The 23,687-nt window shown below is 39.9% G+C and carries 25 protein-coding genes; 9 read left to right on the top strand and 16 right to left on the bottom strand.

The genetic code is table 11. The annotated features are described in order from the left end of the window. Nucleotides 1-25 precede the first annotated feature (25 nt). The gene (locus PARC_RS17130) at nucleotides 26-760 is read right to left on the bottom strand and encodes a spondin domain-containing protein (protein WP_010554545.1); all 735 of its coding nucleotides are present in this window, start codon (nucleotides 758-760) and stop codon (nucleotides 26-28) included. A gap of 10 nt (nucleotides 761-770) precedes the next feature. Further along, nucleotides 771-1,472: a spondin domain-containing protein gene (locus PARC_RS17125; RefSeq protein ID WP_007580506.1), complete on the bottom strand. Its 702-nt coding sequence runs from the start codon at nucleotides 1,470-1,472 to the stop codon at nucleotides 771-773. A gap of 184 nt (nucleotides 1,473-1,656) precedes the next feature. Here PARC_RS17125 and PARC_RS17120 point away from each other — a divergent pair, with 184 nt between their 5' ends. Together PARC_RS17120 and PARC_RS17115 are read left to right on the top strand one after the other, a co-directional pair. Then, entirely contained in the window at nucleotides 1,657-2,022 is a 366-nt protein-coding gene (locus tag PARC_RS17120) for a DUF4870 domain-containing protein (RefSeq protein WP_007580507.1), read from the top strand. Between the two features lie 66 nt (nucleotides 2,023-2,088). Further along, complete coding sequence (locus PARC_RS17115) at nucleotides 2,089-2,523, top strand: YqaA family protein (protein WP_010554546.1); 435 nt, start codon at nucleotides 2,089-2,091, stop codon at nucleotides 2,521-2,523. Between the two features lie 17 nt (nucleotides 2,524-2,540). Here the strand turns inward: PARC_RS17115 and folX are convergent, their stop codons facing one another. The 7 genes from folX to ycaO form a co-directional block, all read right to left on the bottom strand. Beyond that, the gene (folX, locus tag PARC_RS17110; RefSeq protein WP_007377309.1) at nucleotides 2,541-2,897 is read right to left on the bottom strand and encodes a dihydroneopterin triphosphate 2'-epimerase; all 357 of its coding nucleotides are present in this window, start codon (nucleotides 2,895-2,897) and stop codon (nucleotides 2,541-2,543) included. A 4-nt stretch (nucleotides 2,898-2,901) separates the two neighbouring features. After that, nucleotides 2,902-3,456: a GTP cyclohydrolase I FolE gene (gene folE / locus PARC_RS17105; protein ID WP_002962341.1), complete on the bottom strand. Its 555-nt coding sequence runs from the start codon at nucleotides 3,454-3,456 to the stop codon at nucleotides 2,902-2,904. Nucleotides 3,457-3,478: 22 nt separating this feature from the next. Further along, nucleotides 3,479-4,198 (bottom strand): dihydromonapterin reductase, encoded by a 720-nt coding sequence (folM, locus tag PARC_RS17100; RefSeq protein ID WP_010554547.1) that lies wholly within the window; start codon nucleotides 4,196-4,198, stop codon nucleotides 3,479-3,481. A gap of 225 nt (nucleotides 4,199-4,423) precedes the next feature. Continuing rightward, a complete protein-coding gene (gene nadE, locus PARC_RS17095; RefSeq protein ID WP_010554548.1) occupies nucleotides 4,424-5,254 on the bottom strand; it encodes an NAD(+) synthase in 831 nt (276 codons plus the stop codon). 68 nt (nucleotides 5,255-5,322) lie between these two features. Continuing rightward, nucleotides 5,323-5,952, bottom strand: coding sequence for a YceH family protein (locus PARC_RS17090; RefSeq protein ID WP_007580511.1), 630 nt, complete (start codon nucleotides 5,950-5,952; stop codon nucleotides 5,323-5,325). A gap of 43 nt (nucleotides 5,953-5,995) precedes the next feature. Further along, the gene (locus PARC_RS17085) at nucleotides 5,996-9,358 is read right to left on the bottom strand and encodes an ATP-binding protein (protein ID WP_010554550.1); all 3,363 of its coding nucleotides are present in this window, start codon (nucleotides 9,356-9,358) and stop codon (nucleotides 5,996-5,998) included. Nucleotides 9,359-9,473: 115 nt separating this feature from the next. Next, the gene (ycaO, locus tag PARC_RS17080) at nucleotides 9,474-11,234 is read right to left on the bottom strand and encodes a 30S ribosomal protein S12 methylthiotransferase accessory factor YcaO (protein WP_007580513.1); all 1,761 of its coding nucleotides are present in this window, start codon (nucleotides 11,232-11,234) and stop codon (nucleotides 9,474-9,476) included. A gap of 156 nt (nucleotides 11,235-11,390) precedes the next feature. Between ycaO and PARC_RS17075 the strand changes: the two genes are divergently transcribed. From PARC_RS17075 to PARC_RS17060, 4 genes are all read left to right on the top strand, one after another. Further along, complete coding sequence (locus PARC_RS17075) at nucleotides 11,391-13,676, top strand: penicillin acylase family protein (RefSeq protein WP_010554551.1); 2,286 nt, start codon at nucleotides 11,391-11,393, stop codon at nucleotides 13,674-13,676. A gap of 79 nt (nucleotides 13,677-13,755) precedes the next feature. Continuing rightward, on the top strand, nucleotides 13,756-14,604 hold the full coding sequence (locus tag PARC_RS17070) for an MBL fold metallo-hydrolase (RefSeq protein ID WP_010554552.1): 849 nt from the start codon (nucleotides 13,756-13,758) through the stop codon (nucleotides 14,602-14,604). A gap of 99 nt (nucleotides 14,605-14,703) precedes the next feature. After that, on the top strand, nucleotides 14,704-16,236 hold the full coding sequence (locus PARC_RS17065; RefSeq protein ID WP_010554553.1) for a bifunctional GNAT family N-acetyltransferase/carbon-nitrogen hydrolase family protein: 1,533 nt from the start codon (nucleotides 14,704-14,706) through the stop codon (nucleotides 16,234-16,236). Next, complete coding sequence (locus PARC_RS17060) at nucleotides 16,236-16,553, top strand: DMT family transporter (RefSeq protein ID WP_007580521.1); 318 nt, start codon at nucleotides 16,236-16,238, stop codon at nucleotides 16,551-16,553. Before PARC_RS17065 ends, PARC_RS17060 begins: the two co-directional genes overlap by 1 nt. 72 nt (nucleotides 16,554-16,625) lie before the next feature. Here PARC_RS17060 and PARC_RS17055 read toward each other — a convergent pair whose 3' ends face one another. Next, the gene (locus PARC_RS17055) at nucleotides 16,626-17,504 is read right to left on the bottom strand and encodes an EamA family transporter (protein ID WP_010554554.1); all 879 of its coding nucleotides are present in this window, start codon (nucleotides 17,502-17,504) and stop codon (nucleotides 16,626-16,628) included. Nucleotides 17,505-17,743: 239 nt separating this feature from the next. On the opposite strand from PARC_RS17055, the gene PARC_RS17050 reads away from it, so the two are divergent. Continuing rightward, on the top strand, nucleotides 17,744-18,127 hold the full coding sequence (locus PARC_RS17050; RefSeq protein ID WP_010554555.1) for an MAPEG family protein: 384 nt from the start codon (nucleotides 17,744-17,746) through the stop codon (nucleotides 18,125-18,127). 73 nt (nucleotides 18,128-18,200) lie between these two features. On the opposite strand, the gene PARC_RS17045 is transcribed toward PARC_RS17050, so the two are convergent. From PARC_RS17045 to PARC_RS17035, 3 genes are all read right to left on the bottom strand, one after another. Then, nucleotides 18,201-19,409, bottom strand: a complete 1,209-nt coding sequence (locus PARC_RS17045; RefSeq protein ID WP_010554556.1) for a M56 family metallopeptidase — start codon at nucleotides 19,407-19,409, stop codon at nucleotides 18,201-18,203. Nucleotides 19,410-19,418: 9 nt separating this feature from the next. Continuing rightward, entirely contained in the window at nucleotides 19,419-19,793 is a 375-nt protein-coding gene (locus tag PARC_RS17040; protein ID WP_007580531.1) for a BlaI/MecI/CopY family transcriptional regulator, read from the bottom strand. 101 nt (nucleotides 19,794-19,894) lie between these two features. Beyond that, the gene (locus PARC_RS17035) at nucleotides 19,895-20,587 is read right to left on the bottom strand and encodes a pseudouridine synthase (RefSeq protein WP_010554557.1); all 693 of its coding nucleotides are present in this window, start codon (nucleotides 20,585-20,587) and stop codon (nucleotides 19,895-19,897) included. Between the two features lie 109 nt (nucleotides 20,588-20,696). Here PARC_RS17035 and PARC_RS17030 point away from each other — a divergent pair, with 109 nt between their 5' ends. Both PARC_RS17030 and PARC_RS17025 read left to right on the top strand, forming a co-directional pair. After that, nucleotides 20,697-21,002, top strand: a complete 306-nt coding sequence (locus PARC_RS17030; protein ID WP_010554558.1) for a DUF6482 family protein — start codon at nucleotides 20,697-20,699, stop codon at nucleotides 21,000-21,002. A gap of 40 nt (nucleotides 21,003-21,042) precedes the next feature. Next, nucleotides 21,043-21,450 carry a GNAT family N-acetyltransferase gene (locus PARC_RS17025; RefSeq protein WP_010554559.1) on the top strand — a complete coding sequence of 136 codons (408 nt, stop codon included), beginning with the start codon at nucleotides 21,043-21,045 and terminating at the stop codon, nucleotides 21,448-21,450. An 11-nt stretch (nucleotides 21,451-21,461) separates the two neighbouring features. On the opposite strand, the gene PARC_RS17020 is transcribed toward PARC_RS17025, so the two are convergent. Genes PARC_RS17020 through PARC_RS17010 form a run of 3 tightly spaced genes read right to left on the bottom strand, consistent with a single transcriptional unit; the run spans nucleotide 21,462 to nucleotide 23,679 of the window. Beyond that, nucleotides 21,462-21,818 (bottom strand): HopJ type III effector protein, encoded by a 357-nt coding sequence (locus tag PARC_RS17020; RefSeq protein ID WP_010554560.1) that lies wholly within the window; start codon nucleotides 21,816-21,818, stop codon nucleotides 21,462-21,464. 21 nt (nucleotides 21,819-21,839) lie between these two features. Continuing rightward, nucleotides 21,840-22,943: a retroviral-like aspartic protease family protein gene (locus PARC_RS17015; RefSeq protein WP_010554561.1), complete on the bottom strand. Its 1,104-nt coding sequence runs from the start codon at nucleotides 22,941-22,943 to the stop codon at nucleotides 21,840-21,842. A gap of 28 nt (nucleotides 22,944-22,971) precedes the next feature. Continuing rightward, entirely contained in the window at nucleotides 22,972-23,679 is a 708-nt protein-coding gene (locus tag PARC_RS17010) for an HAD-IA family hydrolase (RefSeq protein ID WP_010554562.1), read from the bottom strand. Nucleotides 23,680-23,687 lie beyond the last annotated feature (8 nt).

The following is a 23,687-nucleotide window of genomic DNA, read 5'->3' as shown; positions in this document are numbered from 1 at the left end:
TACTTCCCCATTACAAGCTGGAACGTTACTGCGTGCGCGTAATTACTATTTTCGATACTGGGTTATCAAACTTATGTTCAGCACCAAGTGCTGATGTAGATAATCCATCTTGATTTGAAACAATGCCTGGATGCATCGTTATTATATCGGCTGTATCGTCACGTATTTCGTTAAACCCTTCACCGCTAGCGGCAGGACCTGGCACAGTTTCAGCTGTTTCTGTATTTGCTTCCGTACCCGCATCATAAGCAGTCGTAGTGCGTGATAACGAACCGCCAACTTCTAATGTTGATACATCTAAAGAACTAAGACCGGTAAAAGCATCATTTGTATTCCCAAGCATGGCAGCAAATGACAAATTAAGCGTTTCTTGCTCTTCAACAGTAATGATTACTGTGGTGGTTTCACCAGGGCCAATAGCGCCTTCGGCTGAAACTGCAGCAAGTGCACTTTCGTAGCTGAGGTATTCTTCATTTGCACCGCTTTCTGCAAGCATTTCTAAACCAACAGAAGCTGTGGTACCGAATGACCAAGGTGCTTCATCTTCAAAAGCAATGACAGAGAGTGGTGACAAAGGCTGTCCTGCAGTTAAGTTACTAAAAGTAATAGTAAACTCACTGATCACAGGTTCTACAACAATTGGCTCAACAACGACCGGCTCTTCAACCACTGGGTCGTTATCATTATCGCTACACGCTGCAAGTGTGGTTGCAAGTGCAAGCACTAGTAGACTTTTTTTAAGGTTGTTAGCAGATGACATAATCATGCTCCTACTTAACTGTAACGGTTAATTGCGCTACTGGGTTTAACCATCTGTGTACTGTATTACTTAAATCGCTATTTCCCGCTTCTAAATCGTCATCACCTAAGCTACCTGGGTGAATATGGATGCTTGTATTTGTATCACCACTTAATATACCTGTACCGCCAGTGCCAGCGTCGCCACCTGGAGCCGCAGGAATACCCGGAGTACCTGGAGCGCCAGATCCTTCAACTACAAGCTCATTGTTTTGTTCTGTGCCTGCATCGTAAGCATTTAAATTAATTGTGTAAGTACCCGCTTCTGTTGGGATTTTCCAGCTGTTTAAGCCTACAAAGCCATCATTAGTTGGTAGCATCATTGCAGTTAAAGATAGGTACTCGTTACCGTCGGTAGTGGTAAGTGTTGCCGTTGTAGATGCGGCTGGTGCAAGTAAGCCTTCAGCTGGATTTGCAGCCATATCACTGCCCGCTGCAGTTGCTTGTGCAACTAGCTCTGCAATATTGCCGCCTTCAGCCATTGTTTGTAATGCTGTAGATGCTTGCGTTGCTACTTCAAATAGTGTGTCTTCGCTGTTGTGTGCTGTAATTAACAGTGGAGTGAAGTGAATACCCTTGGTTAGGTTAGTAACTTTTAGGTCTAATTCTGCGGCCATAGTCGATTGGCTAGCTGCCGCTAAAAGAATTGCAATTGTTAATGTAGAAGTTTTCATTATTATTCCTGTAAGTGATGATTCGAGTTTAGTATTGAATAATCGTCTCCAGAAACTCTCACAAACTTATCACTTTTTTATCACAAGATTTTACGCTGTGATTTTTAAATACAAATACGTTGGTTGATTTGTAGACATTTGTTTAGTTAAGAGGCAACATACATAAAACAAAAAGGAGAGTGTTATGGAAGAAAATCAACAGGTTGAACCAGTTAATAAAGATGACCGTATGTGGGCTATGTTATGCCATTTGAGTGCGCTTGCCGGATTTATTGTGCCGTTTGGCTCAATAATTGGGCCATTAATTGTGTGGTTAATTAAAAGAGATGAGATGCCAGTTGTTGACGTGCACGGTAAAAAGGCGCTTAACTTTCAAATAACGATGGCAATTGCATATGTAGTTTGTTTTTTACTGATGTTTGTAGCAGTAGGCTTAATATTACTACCTATAGTGGCAATTTTTGGGTTTGTAATGGTTGTAATGGCAAGTATTAAAGCTAACGAAGGTAAAGAGTTTAATTACCCGTTTAGTTTAAATTTGATAAAATAAAACCTCAGACATTATATTATAAACCCAGCTATAGGCTGGGTTTTTACGTTTAGCCATAAGGACATTATGCTTTATCTCACGTTATTTATTAGCGCATTTATATCTGCCACATTACTGCCTAGCTCTTCTGAGGTGATAATGGTGGGGATGATTGCCCAAGGTAAAGTTAATTTATGGCTTATGTGGTGCGTAGCAACACTTGGAAATGTATTGGGAAGCTGCGTTAATTACTGGTTAGGCACGCAGGTACTGCGTTTTAAAGATAAAAAATGGTTTCCTGTATCGCAAAAAGGGCTTGATAGCGCACAAAAGCAATTTAATAAATACGGTGTGTATAGTTTGTTGTTTGCTTGGCTGCCAGTAGTAGGCGATCCGCTAACTGTAATTGGGGGGATATTTAAAGTACGCTTTAGTATGTTTTTATTACTAGTAACACTAGGCAAAGGCGCGCGCTATTTAGCGGTTATCGCCCTTGCCGTAGGATTCGAAAAGCTTTTTTAAATAAGTTTTTTAAGACCTTATTTAGCCCAATCAAGCGTTAACGACACTGAGTCGGCAAAACGCAGTGCATGCGGTTTATCAACACGTGCTTTAGCGTAATGAACACTTGGGTGTGAGTGACAAACCGCAAGAATTTCAGCCACTAATTTTTCGAGCAGTAAAAAGTGGCCTTGCTCTACTAAGCTAATTACTTCTTTGGTGATCACTTTATAATTAAGTGCTTGGTCAACTTCATCCGTTTTACACGCGTCATCAGCAGGGTAGTGAATCTCTAGGTTGATCACTACATCTTGCTTTTTTTCACGCTCATCGGGGTTAAAGCCAATAAACGTACGCAGGCGCAAATTAGTAACGTTAATAATTGCATTAGCCATAGGGTTAACCTTTTATAAGCTGCAAAAATTCGTTGCGTGTTTTAGGGTCGCTTCTAAAGTTACCTAACATTACTGATGTACGCATGCTTGAATTTTGCTTTTCTACACCACGCATCATCATACACATGTGTTTTGCTTCAACAATAACGCCCACACCTTTAGCGCCAGTAACTTCTTCAACTGCTTTAGCGATTTGATGCGTTAGCTGTTCTTGAATTTGAAAACGGCGTGAAAACATATCAACAATACGTGCAAATTTAGACAAGCCTAATACTTTACCGTTTGGAATATAAGCAATATGGCAACGGCCAATAAAAGGTAGTAAATGATGCTCACACATAGAGTAAAGCTCTATGTCTTGCACTAACACCATGTCGTCAGCGTCAGATGTAAATACCGCTTTATTAGTTATTTCATCAAGCGTTTGACGATACCCTTGCGTTAAATATTCCATTGCTTTTGCAGCACGTTTTGGCGTATCAAGTAAGCCTTCGCGGTTAGCATCTTCGCCTACTGCGGTGATGATTTTTTCGTAACTTTCTTTTAATTCATTGTGCATAAATATCTCAGTTTATTTATATTTACTTTAAATGACGGCCGCCATCAACAGGCAAAGAGCGCCCTGTGATGTAGTGGCTTTGTAATAGTAAATCAATGCTATTGATAATTTCTTGGCATCCGGGTTCAATGCCCATTAATGATTTTTTAAGGGTCTTAGCTCGATATTGCTCATCGTCATGTTCATTAAAAATAATGAGTGATGGAGCAACCGAGTTCACTTTTATGTTTGGCGCATATTTAGCGCTAAACGATTTAGTTAAGTTATCGAGAGCTGCTTTACTTGCTGCATAAGCTAAGTGTTTAGGGCTGCCTGTTTCAACTACATAATCAGTAAGGTGAATTATATCAGCAGGTACTTTTTCACTTTGCTGATAGTTTATAAGCAGCTCAGCGCACATTAAATTAATTAAATACGGTGTTTTGGCGTGTATACGCATCATATTATCGAACAGTACTGCAAAGTCAGGATTGTTAGCTTCGCAGTCCCAGCTTGATGCATTGTGAACAACAGCGCGCAGCGATGTTGTATGCTCTTTAAGCGTATTTATAAATGCACTTATACCGTCATCGGTACTAAAATCGGCATAAATACATACAGCGCCTAGTTGCTCTAATTTATCAACAGCGTTGTGGCGAGTACGATACGTAATAATAACAGCCTGCCCTTGGGCTATATAATGCTGAGCGAGCGCTAAACCAATACGTTGGCCTGCGCCGGTAATTAAGATGGGCGATGTCATATAAGGCAGTGTTCTCTTTGGCGGGTAACTTATACCAATATTGTTAAAACATGATCGATCTATCGCTATTTTCTTAGGGCTATAATAGATCACTAATTTAACGCAATTGGTATTATAAAATTTAAAGCGTTAATTTATTAAAATATACGCAGTTTCTTAATCTGTCGATCAAAAAAGCAATTAATCCTCAAAGGCGTTAATTGCTTTATTTTATTTACTAAAACATTAATCGTAAATTGTCGGAATTGGTTGGCGCTTATGTTGTGTACGCATGTAAATACTTACAAGCTTTTGTTCAACGTCTTTAGAAACAGATTTACCTTCTAAAAAGTCATCAATTTGCTCATAGCTCAAACCAAGTGCTTCTTCATCTGTTAAGCCTGGGCGGTCGCTTTCTAAATCAGCTGTAGGTGCTTTTTCTACTAATAAAGCTGGGGCACCGAGTGCAGTAGCAAGTGCACGCACTTGGCGTTTTGATAAACCAAATAGCGGAGCTAAATCGCACGCGCCGTCACCAAATTTAGTATAAAAACCAGTAATGTTTTCAGCACTATGATCGGTACCCACTACTAAGCCTTGGCAAAAGCCAGCAATTTCGTACTGAGCAACCATACGTTGGCGTGCTTTAACATTACCTTTAATAAAATCTATCTGAGCTTGCTCAGGCAGTGCTTCACCACAGCCAACTACAGCAGCTATCGCTTGCTCATGCAGTGCATCAGCCGCAGGTTGTACGTTTACGGTCATACGTTTACTTGGCTGGATAAAATCAACCGCCATTTGCGCTTCGTCTTCATCGGCTTGTACGCCATAAGGTAAGCGCACAGCAATAAATTGGTATTTGTCAGTATCGTGTTCTTTATTTAGCTCGTTTACGGCAAGTTGACATAAGCGGCCACAAGTTGATGAGTCAACACCACCACTAATACCCAATATTAGTGATCGTGAGTGAGCTGCTACTAAACGTGCTTTAATAAAAGCAACCCGGCGAGTTATCTCAGCATTTAGATCAATAGTTGGCTGAACCTTCATTTCAGCCATAATTTCGGCGCGCATTGCCAGCTCCTTATAAAATTTAATATGTGATACGCAATAAACTTATTATGTGATTTAGTCTTAATTAATTAAAGTTTTAAATGAGCTTTTATTTTGCGAAGCTCTACTTTTAATTCTTCTACTTCTGCCAGTAAATCACTTAATTCTTTATCTTTAATTACTTCGCTTGGTAGAGCAACAAAGGCATCGGCGGGATTATTTTGTTGTTCGCCAAATAAATGAATGTATCGGCTGTCGCGTTTACCTGCTTCTCGTTCTAATTTACGGGCGTAATCGCTTTCAATCAGTTTATTGAGCGCTGTTTCTACTTCATTTACGTTATTAAAATCAGCAAGCCTAGCACTGCGAGTTCTTAATTCACCTGGGGTTTGGGCACCACGTAAAAGTAATAAACAAACAATGGCACGTTGCTGAGCAGAAAATTGCAGATTACTAAACTCAGTGTTGCAAAAGCGGTGGTCGTATTTATTTACGCGACCAGAAAGCCCTTCATCTATAGTTACCAAACGCATGTCTATTAGTTCATCAAGTGCGTTTTGCACGTCACTATCTGTAAGATTTAACACAGGATCGCGATTAGACTTTTGGTTACATGCGTTCACTAGAGCGTTTAACGATAGCGGATAATGTTCTGGCGTTGTGCTTTGTTTTTCTAGTAAGCAACCAAGAATACGTTGTTGATTTGCTGATAACTGCATAAATAATCTCAAATTAGTAAGCGTATTTTATTAGCTTACACCTTTATTGGATACCAAGCCATTGCTGGAGTTTAGGTTTTAGTGCGGCTAAATCGAGCGGCTTACTTAAATAGTCGTTCATGCCTGCTGCTAGGCATTTTTCTTTATCGCCCTGCATGGCATTGGCTGTAAGTGCAATAATAGTAATATTTTCATTACCCTTACCTGCATCGCCTTCTCTAATGGCTTTAGTGGCTTGGTAGCCATCCATTTCAGGCATTTGGCAATCCATTAAAACTAGTTTATATGGCTTACCTTGTTTTGCATTGAGTTTTACAATTGCCTCAAGCCCATTTTCAGCAATATCAAAAGTCACACCTGCTTGCTTTAAGAGCGCCGAGGCAACTACTTGGTTTATTTTATTGTCTTCAACGAGCAGTAGTTGTGGCTCTGATGAATCGAGTACCGGTGCTTTAGTTAGTTTATTTTGTAGTTGTGCTTGTTGCTGCTGTTGTTCAATGTATTTATCGTTAGTGAGTGAGTCAAACAAATCAGAAGGTGTGAGTGGTTTGAAAATCATACAGTCGACTTCCATACCTACTTTAGACTCCTCAGGTGAATAACTCATTGGCGCCATAAGAACTAGCTTGCAACTATGCATATTTATAAAGTTTTTAAGCGCAGTTATATGCGTTTGCGGCGCTTTTTCAAAAAAGTAGTAATCAACTAAAATAGCTTCAGGGTGGGTGGTTACATTATTTAAATAATCATCAACCTCAAGATAGTCATGTATGCAATTAACCTTTGCACCCCATACCGTGAGTTGTTTGCTGGCTGTATTTGCATTTAACGAGCACTCATCAATAATTAAAATATGTTTGTTTTTAATTAAATGACTCGGTAAATCTTGTTCTTTACTTAAGCGAGGCTGTATTTGTATTGTGAAAGAAAATGTACTTCCTTCACCTTGCATGCTGTTTACGCTTACTTCACCGTTCATCAGCTCACACAGTTGTTTTACTATGGCAAGGCCAAGCCCTGTGCCCCCAAACTGGCGTGTAGTTGAAGCATCGGCTTGTGTAAACGAATCAAATAACGACGCTTGCTTTTTAGGGTCAATACCAATACCAGTATCAATAATCGAACATTGCAGGAACGAGCCATCCGTTGTTTCATCCACTTTGGCGGTAATAACTACTTCGCCATCAATAGTAAATTTAACGGCGTTGCCAATTAAGTTATTCAAAATTTGGCGTAAGCGGTTCGGATCACTAATTATTTCGCTAACTGTAATTTGAGTGGCATCTAAAATAAGTTTTGTATTGTTTTGCTCTACTTTTAAAGCAAACGACTCAACCACTTCTCCTAATAACCGAGGTAGGTTAAATTGCACGTTTTCAATATCGAGCTTACCGGCTTCAATTTTAGAAAAGTCTAATATGTCGTTAATTATATTAAGTAAAGATTGAGCTGATGACTGAGCAAGTTCGATATGATGCTTTTGCTGTAGGTCTAGTTGCGTTTGCTTAATTATATTAAGCATGCCTAAAACACCATTCATTGGTGTGCGAATTTCGTGGCTCATACTTGCTAAAAATTCACTTTTAGCTTCAACAGCTTGTTCTGCAGTTTCTTTGGCGGCAACCAGCTTTTGTTCAGTTTCAATTCGTTGCTGGCTCGAGTGCAAGCTGCCAATTAACGCTGCAACGGCAATTAAAAAGCTTTCTTCGTTTTTAGACCAGTGGCGCTTGGATTGACATTGCTCGGCGCAAACAACGCCTATAGCACCACTTCCCGCAGGAATAATTACGCACAGCATTGATTTAATCTCGAGTGGCATTAAATACTGCTCTTTAATTGGTGCGAGTATTGGGTGTTCTAGTGCATCGGGTGCATTAAATACTGCTTGATGATCTATTGCATTAAAAAAGCCGGGGTTGTTTTTTCTTAGCCAAATAGAGTCAATTTTGTCACTAGACGAATGTTTGCTATGTATGGCAAAGGGGCTTAGTTGAGACTTGTCTTCATTAAAAAACCAAATACTGGCACGTTTAATATCGAATGCTTGGCAGATTGCTTCAGTGATAATATCTTTCGATTGGCTAAGTTGCCCATTTAATATTAATTTATTAACGGTAAGAGAAGCTAAAATTTCGTTATGTAATGCGGTTTTATTATTTTCTAATTCAATTTTTTTACGGGTATCAATATTCTGTAGTGAGCCAAAAATACGTGTGCATCGTCCATTCTTTCGTTCTGCTTCACCATGTACGAGTACCCAAACAGATTCACCTTCTGCATCCATTACTTCTAATTCAACTTCGTAGCTTTCACCATATTTTATGGCTCGTTCAATTAAAGGTTTAATTGTTTCTCGGCTAGAGCCTTTTTTAAAGTAGTTTAAATCTTTAGGCCATTCTGGTTGGTTATTTAATGGGTATTTAAATAGTTTTTTGGTCATATCAGACCAATACACTTGTTTAGTTTCTAAGTTAAATGACCATGCGCCTATTTGAGCTAGATCACTCATTGCTTCAAGCATTTTTTCGTTTTGTTGCTGACGATTAAGCATTTTCAAAAAGAATAAAAAGGCCCAGATTAATAATCCGCAAATAATAATAATCGATAACCGAAGTGGCCATATTGATGAAATAGGAGGGCTCCAACCGATTTTTGGCGCTACATATAACTGCCAGCTGCCGCCTTGAAAATTTAGAGTGAATTCAAGGGGATCTTGCTGAATAATATTTTGATTGCCGAAAAAAAACTCGCCTTTTTTACCTAAACCATTACGCCCTTGAATGGCAACGTTGTACTGTTTTTCTAATTCGTAAACGCCAGAATTGATATAAACCTTGTCAATATCGAGTACAACCGACAACAACCCCCAAAACTCATTATTGGGAGGGGTATACACCGGAACCCTGGCGATTAATGCTTCCCCCCCCTGAACTAATGTTAGCGGTCCTGCCATAATAATTGTGTTGGTATCGCGGGCTCTAAGTGCATCAGTACGCTGATTTTTATTATCTAAAAAATTAAGGCCAATTGCTTTTTCGTTCCCTTTTAAAGGATAGGTCATTTGAATGACCATATTGGGAGCGCCACCAATATTACGAAGTTCATTTGATGTATCAAAAAGAGGAGCTGCGATTTGTTCAAAGCGTTCTTGTTCTAAACCCGGTTCTGCGGCAACGGCAACACCTAAACCCCGTACTAGTTGAATATTAGAAACTAAGGTTGATTCGAGTTGAGCTCTATAAGTACTTACTTCTGAAAGAATTTGTAGGCGGTGAGCATCTTTTACACGATTATAGTTAATACGATCAAGAACAACACCAACTAGTACAGTTAGCGTAAGCGATAACCAAAAGGTCAGCTTAAAGTTATAAACATTCGTTTTTTTGTTATTACTAGACGGTGGCATTAGCTACATCATGGCGTTAATTTAGGCAAATTAACTATAGCTAATTTATGACATAAATGAAAACGGCGCATTAACAAATGCGCCGTTTATTTTTTATAATTAGTAGTTTAGCGAGTTACGAATCGCTAACTTCACGCGCCCAATGATTTTGCTTTGCTACGTGTAGCTTGCGGTAACCATCAAGTAGTGCCGCATGCTTTTTAAAGCCTTCAAGCGATAAACCTGGGAAAGTTAAACCGTTAAACTGCTTTTTACCTTCGGCAATTTCTATAGCCAGCGCTACATTATTAGCACCAAACATTAAGCCTAATGCATCTTGGTAATCAGCGTATTCGCGCTCGTCATCGTATTTAATTTCAAGAATCGCTTTTAAACAGCGGAAGTGGCGCATTGCATCTTCGTTTACTTGGCCTGTATGAAGTATCCAATCAACCCAATCAATGGCTTCTTCGCTGCCTGCGGCTAAACATAGGTGCGCTTTAAGTTCACCTATACGCAGTGTGTGCCATGGTGTGTCGGCATCAGTTGCTAAGCCAATAAATTCTGCGGCGCGGATAATATCGCTATGACCGGCTTCTTCTAGGCTGTCGTAAATTTCCATCCATTGCTCTGCATCGTACTGATCAAGCGATAGGAATGCTTCGCGAAATTTTGCGCCTTCGTTGTTGTTGCGCCAAATAAGCTCATCAACTGGATAAATGTCTGACATGCCCGGTACTAAAATACGACATGCGTATACATTTAGGTGCGTGTAATCCATGATGTAGATATCGTGATCCATGCTGTGAATCAGGTCAGTACAGAAGTTATATTCTTGCTCTGTTGTGCCGCTAAAGTCCCAGTGTACAAATTCAAAGTCAGGTTTTGCACGGAAGAAATCATGCGAAATCAAACCGCTTGAATCAATAAAGTGCAGTTCAATGTTCTCTGGTGTTGCTACTTCATCGTTATCAAATGTTGCAGGTTGGAATACATCTAGTTGATCTAAACGACGACCTTGTAGTAACTCAGTAACGGTACGTTCAAGCGCAACTTCAAATGATGGGTGAGCACCAAAAGAGGCAAATACAGAGCCATCAGTTGGGTTAATAAGCGTTACGCTCATTACTGGGTAAATTCCCCCAAGCGATGCATCGGCAATACGTAAATGAAAGCCATGGCTGCGAAGCTCTTCACACGCTTCGTGAATTTTAGGATATTGCTTAACAACGTCTTCAGGCACGATTGGTAAACAAATACCTTCGGCGATGATGCGGTTTTTAATCGCGCGCTCAAATACTTCTGATAAACCTTGTACGCGAGCTTCAAATTTTGTGTTACCTGCGCTCATACCGTTCGATACAAAAATATTACCAATAACGTTTACCGGAATGTATACGTCTTGGTTATCGCGTTGGCGCGTGTAGGGCAGGGTACAAATGCCACGATCAATATTGCCTGAGTTAAAATCAAAAAGGTGTGATGCGGTAAGTTCGCGCTCTGGGTCAAAGTAATCCCATAAGCTTTCATCCATAATACCTTGTGGTACTTCATCGCCTTCAACTTTAAACCATTTTTCGGTTGGGTAATGAGTAAACTCGCCATTGGCAAATTCTTCACCTAGATAAAAGTCTGCAAAAAAGTAGTTACAGCTTAAACGCTCAAAGTATTCACCGAGTGCTGAGGCAATAGATGCTTTGTCGGTTGCGCCTTTACCATTGGTAAACATAACACCGCAGTCACTGTCTTTTATATGAACCGAATAACAGTTAGCTACAGGGTTAAGCCAAAGCGCTTCTTCAACATTAATGTGTAGGGCTTCAAGCTTGTTTTGCATGGTAGAGATTGACGATTCTAGGTCGCGGTCTTTACCTTTGATAAATGTTTTTTCAGTCATATTGATCTCAACTAGTTCTGCACGATGTGTGGAGCTGACATTATCGTGGATTTTGATGTTTATTTCACCCTTTGCGAGCAAGAACATTATTATTTAATAAAACTGTGGTTATTATATGTCCTTAACGCTTGGTCAAAACGTGCAAAGGAAAGGTTGATGTTTAAAGTAATCAAACGGTTGTTATTATTAATTGTGATTTTAGGGCTGGCAAGTACCGCCGTTGTTTATGGTGTGCTTAGTTTAAGTTTACCTGCCCTTGATGGAAACGGACGTAGTAACGCGGTAGTAGAGCCCGTAAAAATTTCGCGCGATGCACTAGGGCAAGCAGTGATAAATGCAAATAGCCGAAACGATGCCGCCTATGGTTTAGGTTATGCGCATGGGCAAGACCGATTTTTTCAAATGGATTTACTAAGACGTAATGCCGCAGGCGAGCTAAGTGAATTATTTGGCGAAGCCGCGTTGGGGCTCGATAAAAAGATGCGTTTTCATCAATTGCGTAAACGCAGCCAAATTATTTTACAAACCCTGCCTGAAGCAGATAAGCAATTACTTAAAAGTTACGCTCAAGGTGTAAACGAAGGTTTAGCGCAAGTAGGGTATTCAAGCTTTGAATATTTACTAACCGGTGCAGCGCAAAAGCCATGGCAAAGTGAAGACAGCCTACTTGTGATATTTAGCATGTACCTTGATTTACAAAGCGCCACATTTGAGCGCGACCAAGCACTCATTCAAATTGAGCAAGCGTACACAAAGCAAATGGTTGATTTTTTAACGCAACCAAGTAAGTACCAAGCCGCGCTTGATGGCAGCAAATTAGCGCCTTATAGCGACGGCATACCTACCTTTCCAACTCAAACAAAGCATATAGTTAAAAGTATTGAAGCCAACCAAGAGCGCGGCAGTAATAACTGGGCTGTTACAGGAGCGCTTACTAAAACAGGGGCAGGTATGGTGTCGGATGATATGCATTTATCGATGGCAGTACCTGTAATTTGGTACAGAGCCCAGCTAAATTATATACAAAATGGAAAACCTGCTCAGGTAACCGGTGTATCGCTGCCCGGAGCGCCGGCAATTGTTGTTGGCACTAACAATAATATTGCATGGGGGTTTACTAACGGCTATTTAGATACAGCCGATTGGATTGCATTAAACGATGATAGTAAAACATGGCAAGTAGATGAACCTATTGCATTACCCGATGGGGAGGTTGAAAACTATTCATTAATACTCAGCGAATATGGTCCTGTAAAGTACATTAGCGGAAAACCTTATGCATTGAGCTGGGCTGCACATCAGCCTTACGCCGTTAATATGCAACTATTAAAGTTAGAGCAAGCCAAAACAGTAGATGATGCACTTGCTGTAGCAAGCGATGTAGGAATACCTGTGCAAAACCTAATGGTGGTCGATAGGCAAGGCAGCGCAGCGTGGAAAAACATGGGCGGTATTCCGGCGCATAAAACGCCAAGTGAGCTTGGCGTAAATGCCGATGACTACTCAGCGCTTTGGCAGCAAAATGAATTAGAACGTCCCTTTATTAAAAACCCACAAAGCGGCAGATTATGGACTGGTAACTCTCGCGTGGTATCGGCTGAGGATAACGCCCGTTTTGGCAATGGTGGCTATGCACTCGGTGCACGTTCGAGTCAAATTCGCGATAGATTATTTGAAAAACAAACATTTGCAGAGAGCGACTTTTACGCACTACAACTCGATAATCAAGCTCGTTTTTTAATGCCTTGGCATGCTTTGCTGTTAAAGCAATTAAAAGCCGATAAAACTAAAAATCAGCAATATATAACAGCGCTCGAAAATTGGCAGCAATGTGCGTGTTCAACCTCCATAGGGTATACCTTAGTTAAGCGCTACCGCGATGAAGTGATTAATATTTTATTTAGTAATATTGAAAGCCAACTAAATAAACAGCAAGGCACACTTAAATACGTAAAACGAGATTTAGAGCCCGCAGTTTGGCAGCTTATTAACAACAAACCCGACACATGGATAAACCCACAATTTAAAAGCTGGGATGCACAATTACACGGTGCATTTAACCAAACTATCACTAAGCTTAGGGGGCAATTTGGTAATAATGTACAAAGCTGGCAGTGGGGCAAGGTCAATGAGTTAGTGATAGAGCATCCGTTTGCAAAGCAAATGCCGTTACTTGCTAAGTTATTAAATATGCCCACAGCGGCGGGTTTTGGTGATAGTTATATGCCCGCAGTACAAGGGCGTAGTTTTGGCGCATCGCAGCGCTTTATTGCTCAACCTGGGCATTTAGAACATGCAATTTTAGCTATTCCGGGTGGGCAATCGGGGCACCCTCTTTCTGAATTTTATAGAGCGGGGTTTAGTGATTACGTAGAGGGTAAGCATACACCTTTATTGCCGCAAACACTTATGCATCAAATAGTCATAAGTCCTATTAAATAACGTTTAAGTGATCAGTGAGTGAGCTTAAATAGTGATAAAAACGTTCTATATTTATTAATTCATACAACAGAGAACTAAAATGAAAAAAATACTACCCGCATTAATAACAGGTTTATTACTAAGTACAGCAGCGCAAGCCGACGAGGGACCAGTAACAGCACAAAAGCTAAGTGAGCATGTATACGTACTATTTGGGCAAGGCGGTAATATTGCTGCAAGTGTAGGTGATGATGGCATTTATATTATTGATGATCAGTTTGCCAAACTCTCAGATGATATTAAAAAAACGATTAGCGATTTAAAACCAGGCAGTGCAGAGTTTGTTATTAATACGCATCATCATGGCGATCATACCGGTGGCAACGAAAACTTTGCTAAAGCGGGTGCGCACGTTATAGCACACGACAATGTACATAAACGTTTAGAAGAGCAGCACGGCGAAGGGTCAGACTTTTTACCGCGCATTAGTTTTGGTCACGATTTAAAACTACATTTTAATAATGAACACGCCCATGTAGTGCATTACGAACATGCACATACCGATGGCGACTCCGTTATCTTTTTTAGTAACGACAACATAGTGCACATGGGCGACATTTACTTTAATTTTGGCAGCTTACCGTTTGTTGATGTAGATAGCGGCGGCAGCGTTGATGGTATTTTAGCAGCAGTAAACGATGTAGTTAATCAAATTGACGACAACACTAAAGTAATACCAGGACACGGTAAGGTAAGTGACCGTTCAGGACTGATAGCGTATGGTAAGCTAGTTCAAAACGCGAAAGACGTAATGCTAAAAGCAATGCAAAATAATGCAAGCTTAGAGCAAGTACTTAAAGCCGATCCATTGGCAGAACTTGGTCTTGAATACGCAGGCTGGTTACCAAAAGAGAAAGTAACCACACTCTTTTATCGCAGTTTAAAGTAGTACATCTAAAGTAAAAAACATGATACAAAGCTGAGTGTATTCTTGATTTAATCGAGCGTACATTCGGCTTTTATTTTCTTATGCCTAAAGGAGTTGTGTATGTCGGCAGAAAAAACCCATCTTGAAATTTGTAACTTAACCAGAGAGCAATATCCGCAAATTAAAACCTTGATGGATCAAGCGTATCCCGACTTAGGTGGTGCGTGGCCAAGTCATACCATTTTTAGATTAATAGACCAATTTCCTGAAGGGCAAATAGGTATTGTAGATGACGGCGTGCTGGTGGGCTTAGCGCTGAGCGTACAAGTTGATTACACACGTTTTTCAAACCCGCATACGTACGAAGACATTGCAGATGGTCACGACCGTGTATTTAGCGATACCGACGGCGATGCGCTATACGGCTTAGATGTGGCCATTAGCGAAACTCACAGAGGCATGCGCTTAGGTCGTCGCCTTTATGATGCGCGTAAAGAACTGTGCCGCCAATATAACCTACGCGCTATTTTAGCGGGTGGTCGTATTCCACGTTATTACAATCACAGTAGTGAAATGACGCCAATGGAATACATTGCAAAAGTAGATCAGAGAGAGCTATACGATCCTATTTTAAGTTTTCAGTTATCTAACGATTTTCAGGTAAAGCGTTTACTTAAAAAGTACTTACCGGAGGATCAAGAGTCAGTTGGTTACGCCACTTTACTTGAGTGGAATAACATTATGTATGAACCAACCGATACGGTACTCGAGTCAACTAAATCAATCGTGCGCGTGGGTGCTGTGCAATGGCAAATGCGCTGTGTTGAATCGGTTGAAGAAATGCTAAAACAGGTTGAATACTTTGTAGATACCGTATCTGACTACAAAAGCGACTTTATACTATTCCCTGAATTTTTTAACGCGCCATTAATGGGCTTAGGAAATCAAAGCAACCAAACTGAAGCGATTCGTTATTTAGCGGAATATACCGAAACGTTTAAAAACGCGATGTCGCGTATGGCAATAGAATACAACGCCAATATTATTACCGGCTCTATGCCGCTTGCCGAAGACGATAAAATTTATAACGTAAGTTATTTATGCCACCGCAGCGGTAAAATAGACGAGCAACGTAAAATACATATTACCCCGCATGAACAAAACGATTGGGTTATTCAAGGCGGCGACAAAATTGCTGTATTTGAAACCGATGCTGGGCGTGTAGGTATTCAAATTTGTTATGACGTAGAGTTTCCAGAGCTTTCACGCATATTAGCAAAACAAGGGTTAGATATTTTGTTCGTCCCATTTTGGACCGACACTAAAAATAGCTACTTACGCGTGCGCCATTGTGCACAAGCGCGTGCAATAGAAAACGAATGTTATGTGGTTATTGCGGGCTCGGTAGGTAACTTACCACAAGTAGAAAGCCTTGATGTGCAGTACTCACAATCGGCTGTGTTAACGCCATCGGACTTTTCGTTCCCGCACGATGCAACACTTAACGAAGCCACACCTAATACAGAAATGCTGTTATTTAGTGACCTTGATATGGATAAGCTTAAAATCCTTCATAGCGAAGGTACAGTGCGTAACTTAAAAGATCGCCGCGAAGATTTATATGAAGTTATATTGAAAAAGAGAGATGTTTAATGGCGTGGATTTATTTGGTTATTGCCGGTTTACTTGAAATTGGCTGGCCGATAGGTTTAAAAATCTCACAAAACTCAGATACTCGCTGGCAAGGCATAGCAATAGCGGTGGCATTTTTAGTCGCTAGTGGCTTTATGTTGTGGCTTGCTCAAAGGCAAATATCAATGGGCACCTCATACGCCGTGTGGACAGGTATTGGCGCTGCAGGTACGTTTTTAGTCGGTATATTGTTTTATAACGATGCAGCTACGTTTGGTCGTATTGCGGGAGTATTAATGATTATTAGCGGTGTGATAACACTTAAAATAAGCTCTTAATTGGTAATTTGAATAAACGCTTAATTATGAATAGCGCAGGTATAAAAGCCTGCGCTGTTTTGGTTATGAGTATTAATTCGGCAACATAACCAAAACAGCGGCAATGGCTATGAGTATTAAGCCTGCAGTATCTTGTTTTTTAAGTGGCTGCTTTAACCAAAGTACGGCAATTAGCATGGTAAAAAATACTTCAACCTGTCCAAGTGTTTTAACGTAAGCAACATGTTGTAAGCTCATTGCACTGAACCAGCCAATAGAGCCGATACAACTAAAAACACTAATAGCGGCTGTAGTGCCTTTGTAGTACCACAATTTACTGAGCGTTTGCGGCTCTTTTAATAATAAATAGCTCAGTAGTATTAGTGTTTGTAAGCTAATTACAAACAGCAAAACCCAAGCGGCTGAGTGTGGAAATAATAATCCTGAATTTAAGCTCGCTTCACGTACCCACAGTGAGGTAAGTGCAAAGCAAGTACCACAAGCAAGGCCTAATAATGCCGTTTTAGCATTAAAGTGTTTAACGCTTGTTATGCCGCTGAGTAGCAATACGGCAATAGCGCCAAAAAACACACCAAGCCAACCGAGTAAAGAAAGTGCCGAGCCAAAAAATAATACACCTAAAATAGCAGCCACTAACGCCTCGCTTTTGGCAAGACCAGCACCTACGGCGTAATTATTCATTTTAAATAACTTAACCATTAAACCAGTGGCAAGTATTTGCATCACACTTGCGCCTATAATAAATCCCCAAAAGGCATTATTAAACGTAGGCATGGCGGTATCTTGGTATTGATACAAACCATATAAATACACGGCAGCAATAGGGCCTGCAATAATAAAGCGGGAGAGAGTTACGCCAGCAACACTCACATCGTTACTTAATTTACTTTGCAGGGCATTACGCCATGCTTGCATGAAGGCGGCTAAAAAAGTGAAAAATATCCAGGTCATGGTCGTCATCGTTAAAATGTAAGGCAGTAAAGTTAACAAGCTTTGTGAAGTAAAGCGATGCATTAACTATGATGTTGAATATTCATCATCTGCGACATTATGTCGCATGGGTTTGAGGATATATTTAGCTATAGTAAGCCTGATGTTATTGTTAGCCGCCAGCGTTTGTCATAAAACGTATCTGGCGGCTTTTTTATTGCGCTTATGCTAAATTATCCGAAACATCAAAAGGATAAATTATGACAACATTAGTTGTATGTGCATTACTTGCGGTATTAATGCCTTACTTTGCAAAAGTGCCGGTTGCTATAGCAATGGCAAAATTAGGTCGATACGACAATAAACATCCAAGGGCGCAACAAAAAAAATTAACCGGCTTTGGTGCACGGGCGCTCGCTGCTCATCAAAACTGTTTTGAATCGCTTGCTGTTTTTGCTGTCGCTATTGCAGTTGTACTGGGCACTAATTCTGTAGGTGCAGTGACCGAAATGCTAGCGGTTACACATATTGTGTCGCGTATTTTGTATTGCGTATTTTACTATATGAACCTAGATATAATTCGCTCATTAGTGTGGTTTATTGGTTTGGGTACAGCCATTGCCATGATTGTGGTGAGTTTGTAATTTTATATTTTAAAACTACAAAGCAAGCAGCCTAAAAGGGCGCTTGCTTTGTAGTCTTGAACAACTCGTGGCGTTAATGCGATACTTTAATTCGCTCAATTAAATCGGTAGGTGCCACTTCACTATTAATCGCAAAATCTAGTTGTACAAGTACATCTTCAAAACCTGAATCTGATGCTTTATATTTCCATTTTGCTAGCGCCTCTTTCGCTGATTTATCAAAAACATCTTTAGGTTTAGATTGAATAACACTAATGTTTTTTGTTTTACCGTTTGCTGCAATATCGTATTTTAATACAACAGAGCCGCTGATCCCTTGTTGAGCTGCTTGTATTGGGTAAGCAGGTTCAATGCGTATTGTTGGTGAAATGTGATCCTCTTTAGTCATTGCTTCTGGTTGCTTTGCAATCGCTAATCCGCTTAGCATACTTGCTGCTACAAGCAATAAGCCACCTTTAGCAAACTTTGAACGCTCCCCGCTGTGTTTTATATTAATTAGTCGTTGTAACATGGTTTTTTTATCTCCGTAGTGTGAATAAGCCATAAGTCCTGTGGGCGCATTTGCCGCGCAGTTTATTAAGGCTTTGCTATATAAAATATGTTGTTGTGTGGTTTTATTGCTAAGTACCCGTTCATCACAAGTCAGCTCTTGTAGTCGGCGCATGCTTGCGTAACAAGCCCAAGCTAGTGGGTTAAACCAAAGTAAAATAGTAGGTAGTAATATAAGTGCGTTTGTTAGGTTGTCTTTGCGTTTTATGTGTACGTTTTCGTGCTCTAAAATAAGCGCTAATGTGGCTTTATCAAACTGGGTATTGTAGTTACTCGGTAACACCAGCTTGCTGTTTAAAATACCGACCACCATTGGCGTGGCTACATGTTGGCTGGTATAAGTTTTAACATCAGCGGTAAGAGTGCTTTCAAATTGGGTTAACTCAGTTAACTGCAGGCTTTTAACAAAGCGGGTATGCGTAATAAAGCTAGCTATTAATAACCCTGCGGTAATAAGTACATACATGAGCGCCCAGCTAATACCCATTTCATGTGTAAAAGGCTGGTTAGGGGTGATTAAGTAATGGCTAATATTGCTATTTTGCAGTGGTTTAATCGCATTTGGTAAATTAGCAATAACCAATGCCGCAGGTAATAGCCATGCTAATTTATATACAAACCGCGAGCCAAGGGCTTTTAAACCAAATCGCTCGAGTAAAATAAATCCACAAAACAAAATGCTTAATAGTAATTGCTGCTCAATCAACCAATTAAAACCAGTTTGAATAACCATGTTAATCCCTTACTTTTGGTTTTTTTCCCAGTCATCTATAACTTTTTTAAGCTCGTTTATATCTTGCTGAGAAAGCTGCTCCGATTTAGCAAAACCACTTACAAGTGGCGCAATACGCCCACTAAAAAAGCGCTCAATAAAGTTTTGGCTTTCTTTTAAGGTGTAGTCGGCGCGCTCCATACACGGCATATAAATATACTGACGACCTTCTTTTTCAAATGTAAGTGCGCCTTTTTTTACTAGTCGACCTAGTAGGGTTTTAATGGTTTTTTCGTGCCATTGCTTATCGTCGCTTAAGCGCTCAATTATTTGGCTCGCGGTGGCGGGGTAGTTAATCCAAAGTGCGTCGAGCACGTCAAACTCTGCTTTTGATAACTCAATCATGCTATTGCCTACAAATGTAATCTTTAATTAAAGACTACACCTGTAATCTTTAATTGCAAGTTTATTTTTAACTTTTTGAGATGTAATTAAGTGACTTGGTATTAGATTTTTGAAATATCGTTTTTATTAATTTGTATATATTGGTTTTCAGGTAGGTTTAGTTTTGAAAGGGTGAGGTTACTAAATTGCACTCTAAATAAATCAATTACTTTATATCCGCAGTAATGCGCCATTTTACGTATTTGTCTGTTTAGCCCTTGTTTTAAAACAATACTAAACTGATTGCTGGCTATTTTATTTACTTCACAAGGCAAGGTTATGTGTTTATCAACTGGTACGCCTGCTGCCATTTTTTTACAAAAAGCATCGTCTAAAGGCTTATTTACGGTGACTAAATAATGTTTAGGCTGGTGGAAGTCAGGATGTATTAGTTGATTACAAAAATCCCCATCGTTGGTCAAAATAAGCAAACCGCGAGAGTCTTTATCTAATCGACCAATAGGGTAAACGCGGGTGAGTGTGGGCAAATGGTGAATAAGGCTGGCTGGGTCATCAATATTTAATTTGCAGTCAATACCTACTGGTTTGTGGTACGCAAAATAAACTAAATTGGCAGCACCTTTAATTTCTTTTTCATTCACTATTACAATGTCTTGCTCATCAACATGATCTATATGATTCGCTGGGCGATTATTTACAGTCACAACACCTTCATCAATTAAACGCGATGCCTGTTTACGAGAACAAATACCTGCATGGGCAATATATTTAGCGAGTCGGATTTTTGTGCTCATAACGTGTGACGCCAGCGGCTAATAAAAATTTGATCGTGATTATAGCAAAGCTGCGTATCGATAATGTTAAATAACCAGAACTCAGGTTAAATATAAAAAGGTAGCCAAGATGGGTATTAAATTTTCACAGTTAAAAAAGCATGAGCCGCTACAAAAAGTCATTGTTCACTCGTTAGATATGGCGCTTTATCAAGTATCAGTAATGATTAATAACGTTGAATACTATGTAACAGAAGACAGCGGTGAGTTTTTAAGAGCGCTAAGCCCACTGCATGTTCAAAAGCGTTTTGACAAAATAGCGTATGCCGAAATGGTACTGCGCCAAACAAGCGCTTACGACGAAATGTGCGGTCAGCCAGAAAAAACCAGCAGCAATATGCTTGAAGTACTTTACGGTAAAAATAATCTTTATTGATTGAGCTAATTTGCTAGTATCTGCTTTTTAAGGGCGATAAATGTATCAATTAAAAGTAGATAATACCGATGCGTTAAACTCAGCGCTTCGCGCACAAATGGTTGAATTTAACGCCCAGCATTTTGATGCGCAAAGAGTGCCATTAGGCTATAAATTTACTGATGAGCAAGGCGAGCTTGTTGCCGGTATTAGTGGGAGTGTGTTTGGAAATTGGCTGATGATTAGTTGGCTTTGGTGTAGCGATAGTGCGCGAGGTAAAGGGCTTGCAGATAAACTGCTAACGGCACTTGAGCAAGCTGCTATTGAACTAGGAGCAACAACTGCTCAGCTTGATACACTTGATTTTCAAGCAAAACCCTTTTATGAAAAGCGCGGTTATAGTGTTAAGTATCAACTTAATAATTACCCACGCTCAGGTACGCGTTATTTTATGGAAAAGCCACTTTAATTTTTTGCTGGCTATTTTGCTTTTAGTGGCTCGCCTTCAAAGGTAATACCTAAAAACGGTGTTGCCTCTGGTGCTAACATAAAGGTGCGAATATTTAGGTGATCATCCCCTTTAGGGTTTTGCAACACGTCTTCTCGGTAAAACTTACCAAAACAATCCAACGTATTTTGTTTACTTAAATCGTTTAATTTAGCAAACGCAAAAATTTTACACGATCCATTGTTCTCACTCGCAGCGCTAAGTAATCCATGGTTATTAAAGCCACATGCAGTAAAGTCGTAGTTTGCTTCAATCACCGCCATTGTATCGGTAAATTGAATGCTTTTTGGGTTTTCAGCAAGTGCTTTTAAATAGTTATTTAGTGTCATGTGTTACCTTTGGATTTTTAATTATTTAGCGCTCAACTCTAGCTCATCTGTTTGCTGATTTATATTGAATTTAAATCGCGATAAAAAGTTCATCCCTAGCAAACCTTGCCCGCGGGTGTTTTCAATGCTTAGCACTTCAAAACCATAAATAATTTGCGAGCCCACTTTAAACGATTCAATTTGATAACGCTTTACAACAATTTGACCATTAGCTGTGTTGACCGTTACATCGCCTAAATACAAAGGTTGTGGCGAAATTTGCTCAATTATACTTGTAGGTAGTGAGGTTACGCTTGCGCCTGTATCAATCATTAGTTCGGTTGATAGGTTATTATTTATTTCGGTGTTTATTAAGTAATGCGCGCCATACGGCGTTAAAGCAACGAAGTCATCTTGCGATTGTGCTTTATTGATCATCGCTTGCAGTGTTTGCACTTGGCTTTTTAGATTGTGCTGGTTTGGCATTCGATCAAGGGTTGCTTGTGCACTAATTAAATCGCCTTGCTGAAAGTAGGCGTACGCAAGCGGATATAAAAACTGCGCGTTATCGCTTTTATAATCAAGCCAAATTTGTGTTTGCTCAATAATAGCTTGCCAATTTTGTTGCTCAGTTAATGTGTGTAATTCGTTTTGAGTGAGCGTATTTAAACGTGTATTTACATTACTTTGCTGATCAGCAGGCAGTAATGAATTCAGCTCAAATAAAGCAATAATGGCGTTTTGTGTTTGCTCGCTATTTATTAAATACTCAACCTGCAAATTAAGTAATTCTACGTTATAAGGGCTGTTATTTAATAGCGCATTGAGAAATGATTCGCTGAGTAATAAATTGCTATTTAGCCATGTTTTAAGCTGCACTAGCCACGATGAATAAAGGTTTTTTGCAATTTCTGGGTAGCTATTTTTGAGTTGTTGATAGCTACTAAGTGCGGCTTCAAATTGGTGTTGTTTAAATTGCTGCTTTGCCGTATTTAGTAACGTATTTTGTTGTTTAGGCAATATGCTTTGTTTAGCACTTTGTGTTTTTTGTGGTTTAGTTAACGCAGGCTGCGGGCATAATAAATAAGCGTTAAGGCTAAGCGAGCCAATTAATAGCAAGGTAATTAGCTTGGTATAGTGGCTCATTGTGACCTCTTATTTAATGCAATTGGTATTATTTAATAAAGTGCGTTAAGGCATGAATATTAGCTATTTCAATATCGGGCAGCCCTTTATAAGCATAATTAACGCCTTGGTCGTTTAACCATACCGATTGGCAACCGGCATTATTTGCGCCTTGTACGTCGGTATCTAGGCTATCGCCAATATGTAAAATATCGCTTTTAGCAACGTTTAAATGTGTGGCTGCTTTATCAAATAAGGTGCTGTGAGGTTTTGCTTTACCGTGCATACCTGCTTGCAGTACGAGTTCAAATTTATCGTGTAAGTTAAAGCGTTCAATTTCAACGTTACCGTTAGTAATTGCAACAAGCGTAAAGTGTTTGGCTAGGTTATCTAGTAAGTTAAGTACGTCATCGCTTACTACTATGTTGCTGCGCGCATCGGCAAAGGCGTTATAGGCTGCATTTGCATGGCGCTCTACTTCATCTGCGGTAAAACCAAGTTTAGAAAGCGCTAAACGTAGGGTGTGTTTGCGCCATTTAGTTACATCATCCGCGAGATCTGGGTTTTGTATTACGGCAAGTTCTCGGCACAGTTGCCAGTACTTTTGCCCTTGCTCTTGATAGCCTGGTAGCGCGTTTAAATAATTTTGTTGGGCTTTAACGGCTGCTTTTATAATAGGGTGATTGCTGTATAGCGTGTCGTCTAAATCAAAGCTCATGACAGAAAATGGCTTAATAGCACGATTAAATCGGATCATATTTATTT

The sequence above is a fragment of the Pseudoalteromonas arctica A 37-1-2 genome (genome assembly GCF_000238395.3).
Taxonomy (GTDB): domain Bacteria; phylum Pseudomonadota; class Gammaproteobacteria; order Enterobacterales; family Alteromonadaceae; genus Pseudoalteromonas; species Pseudoalteromonas arctica.
Note: the sequence above shows the minus strand (reverse complement) of the source record. Positions and strands in the feature narration are given on the sequence as shown.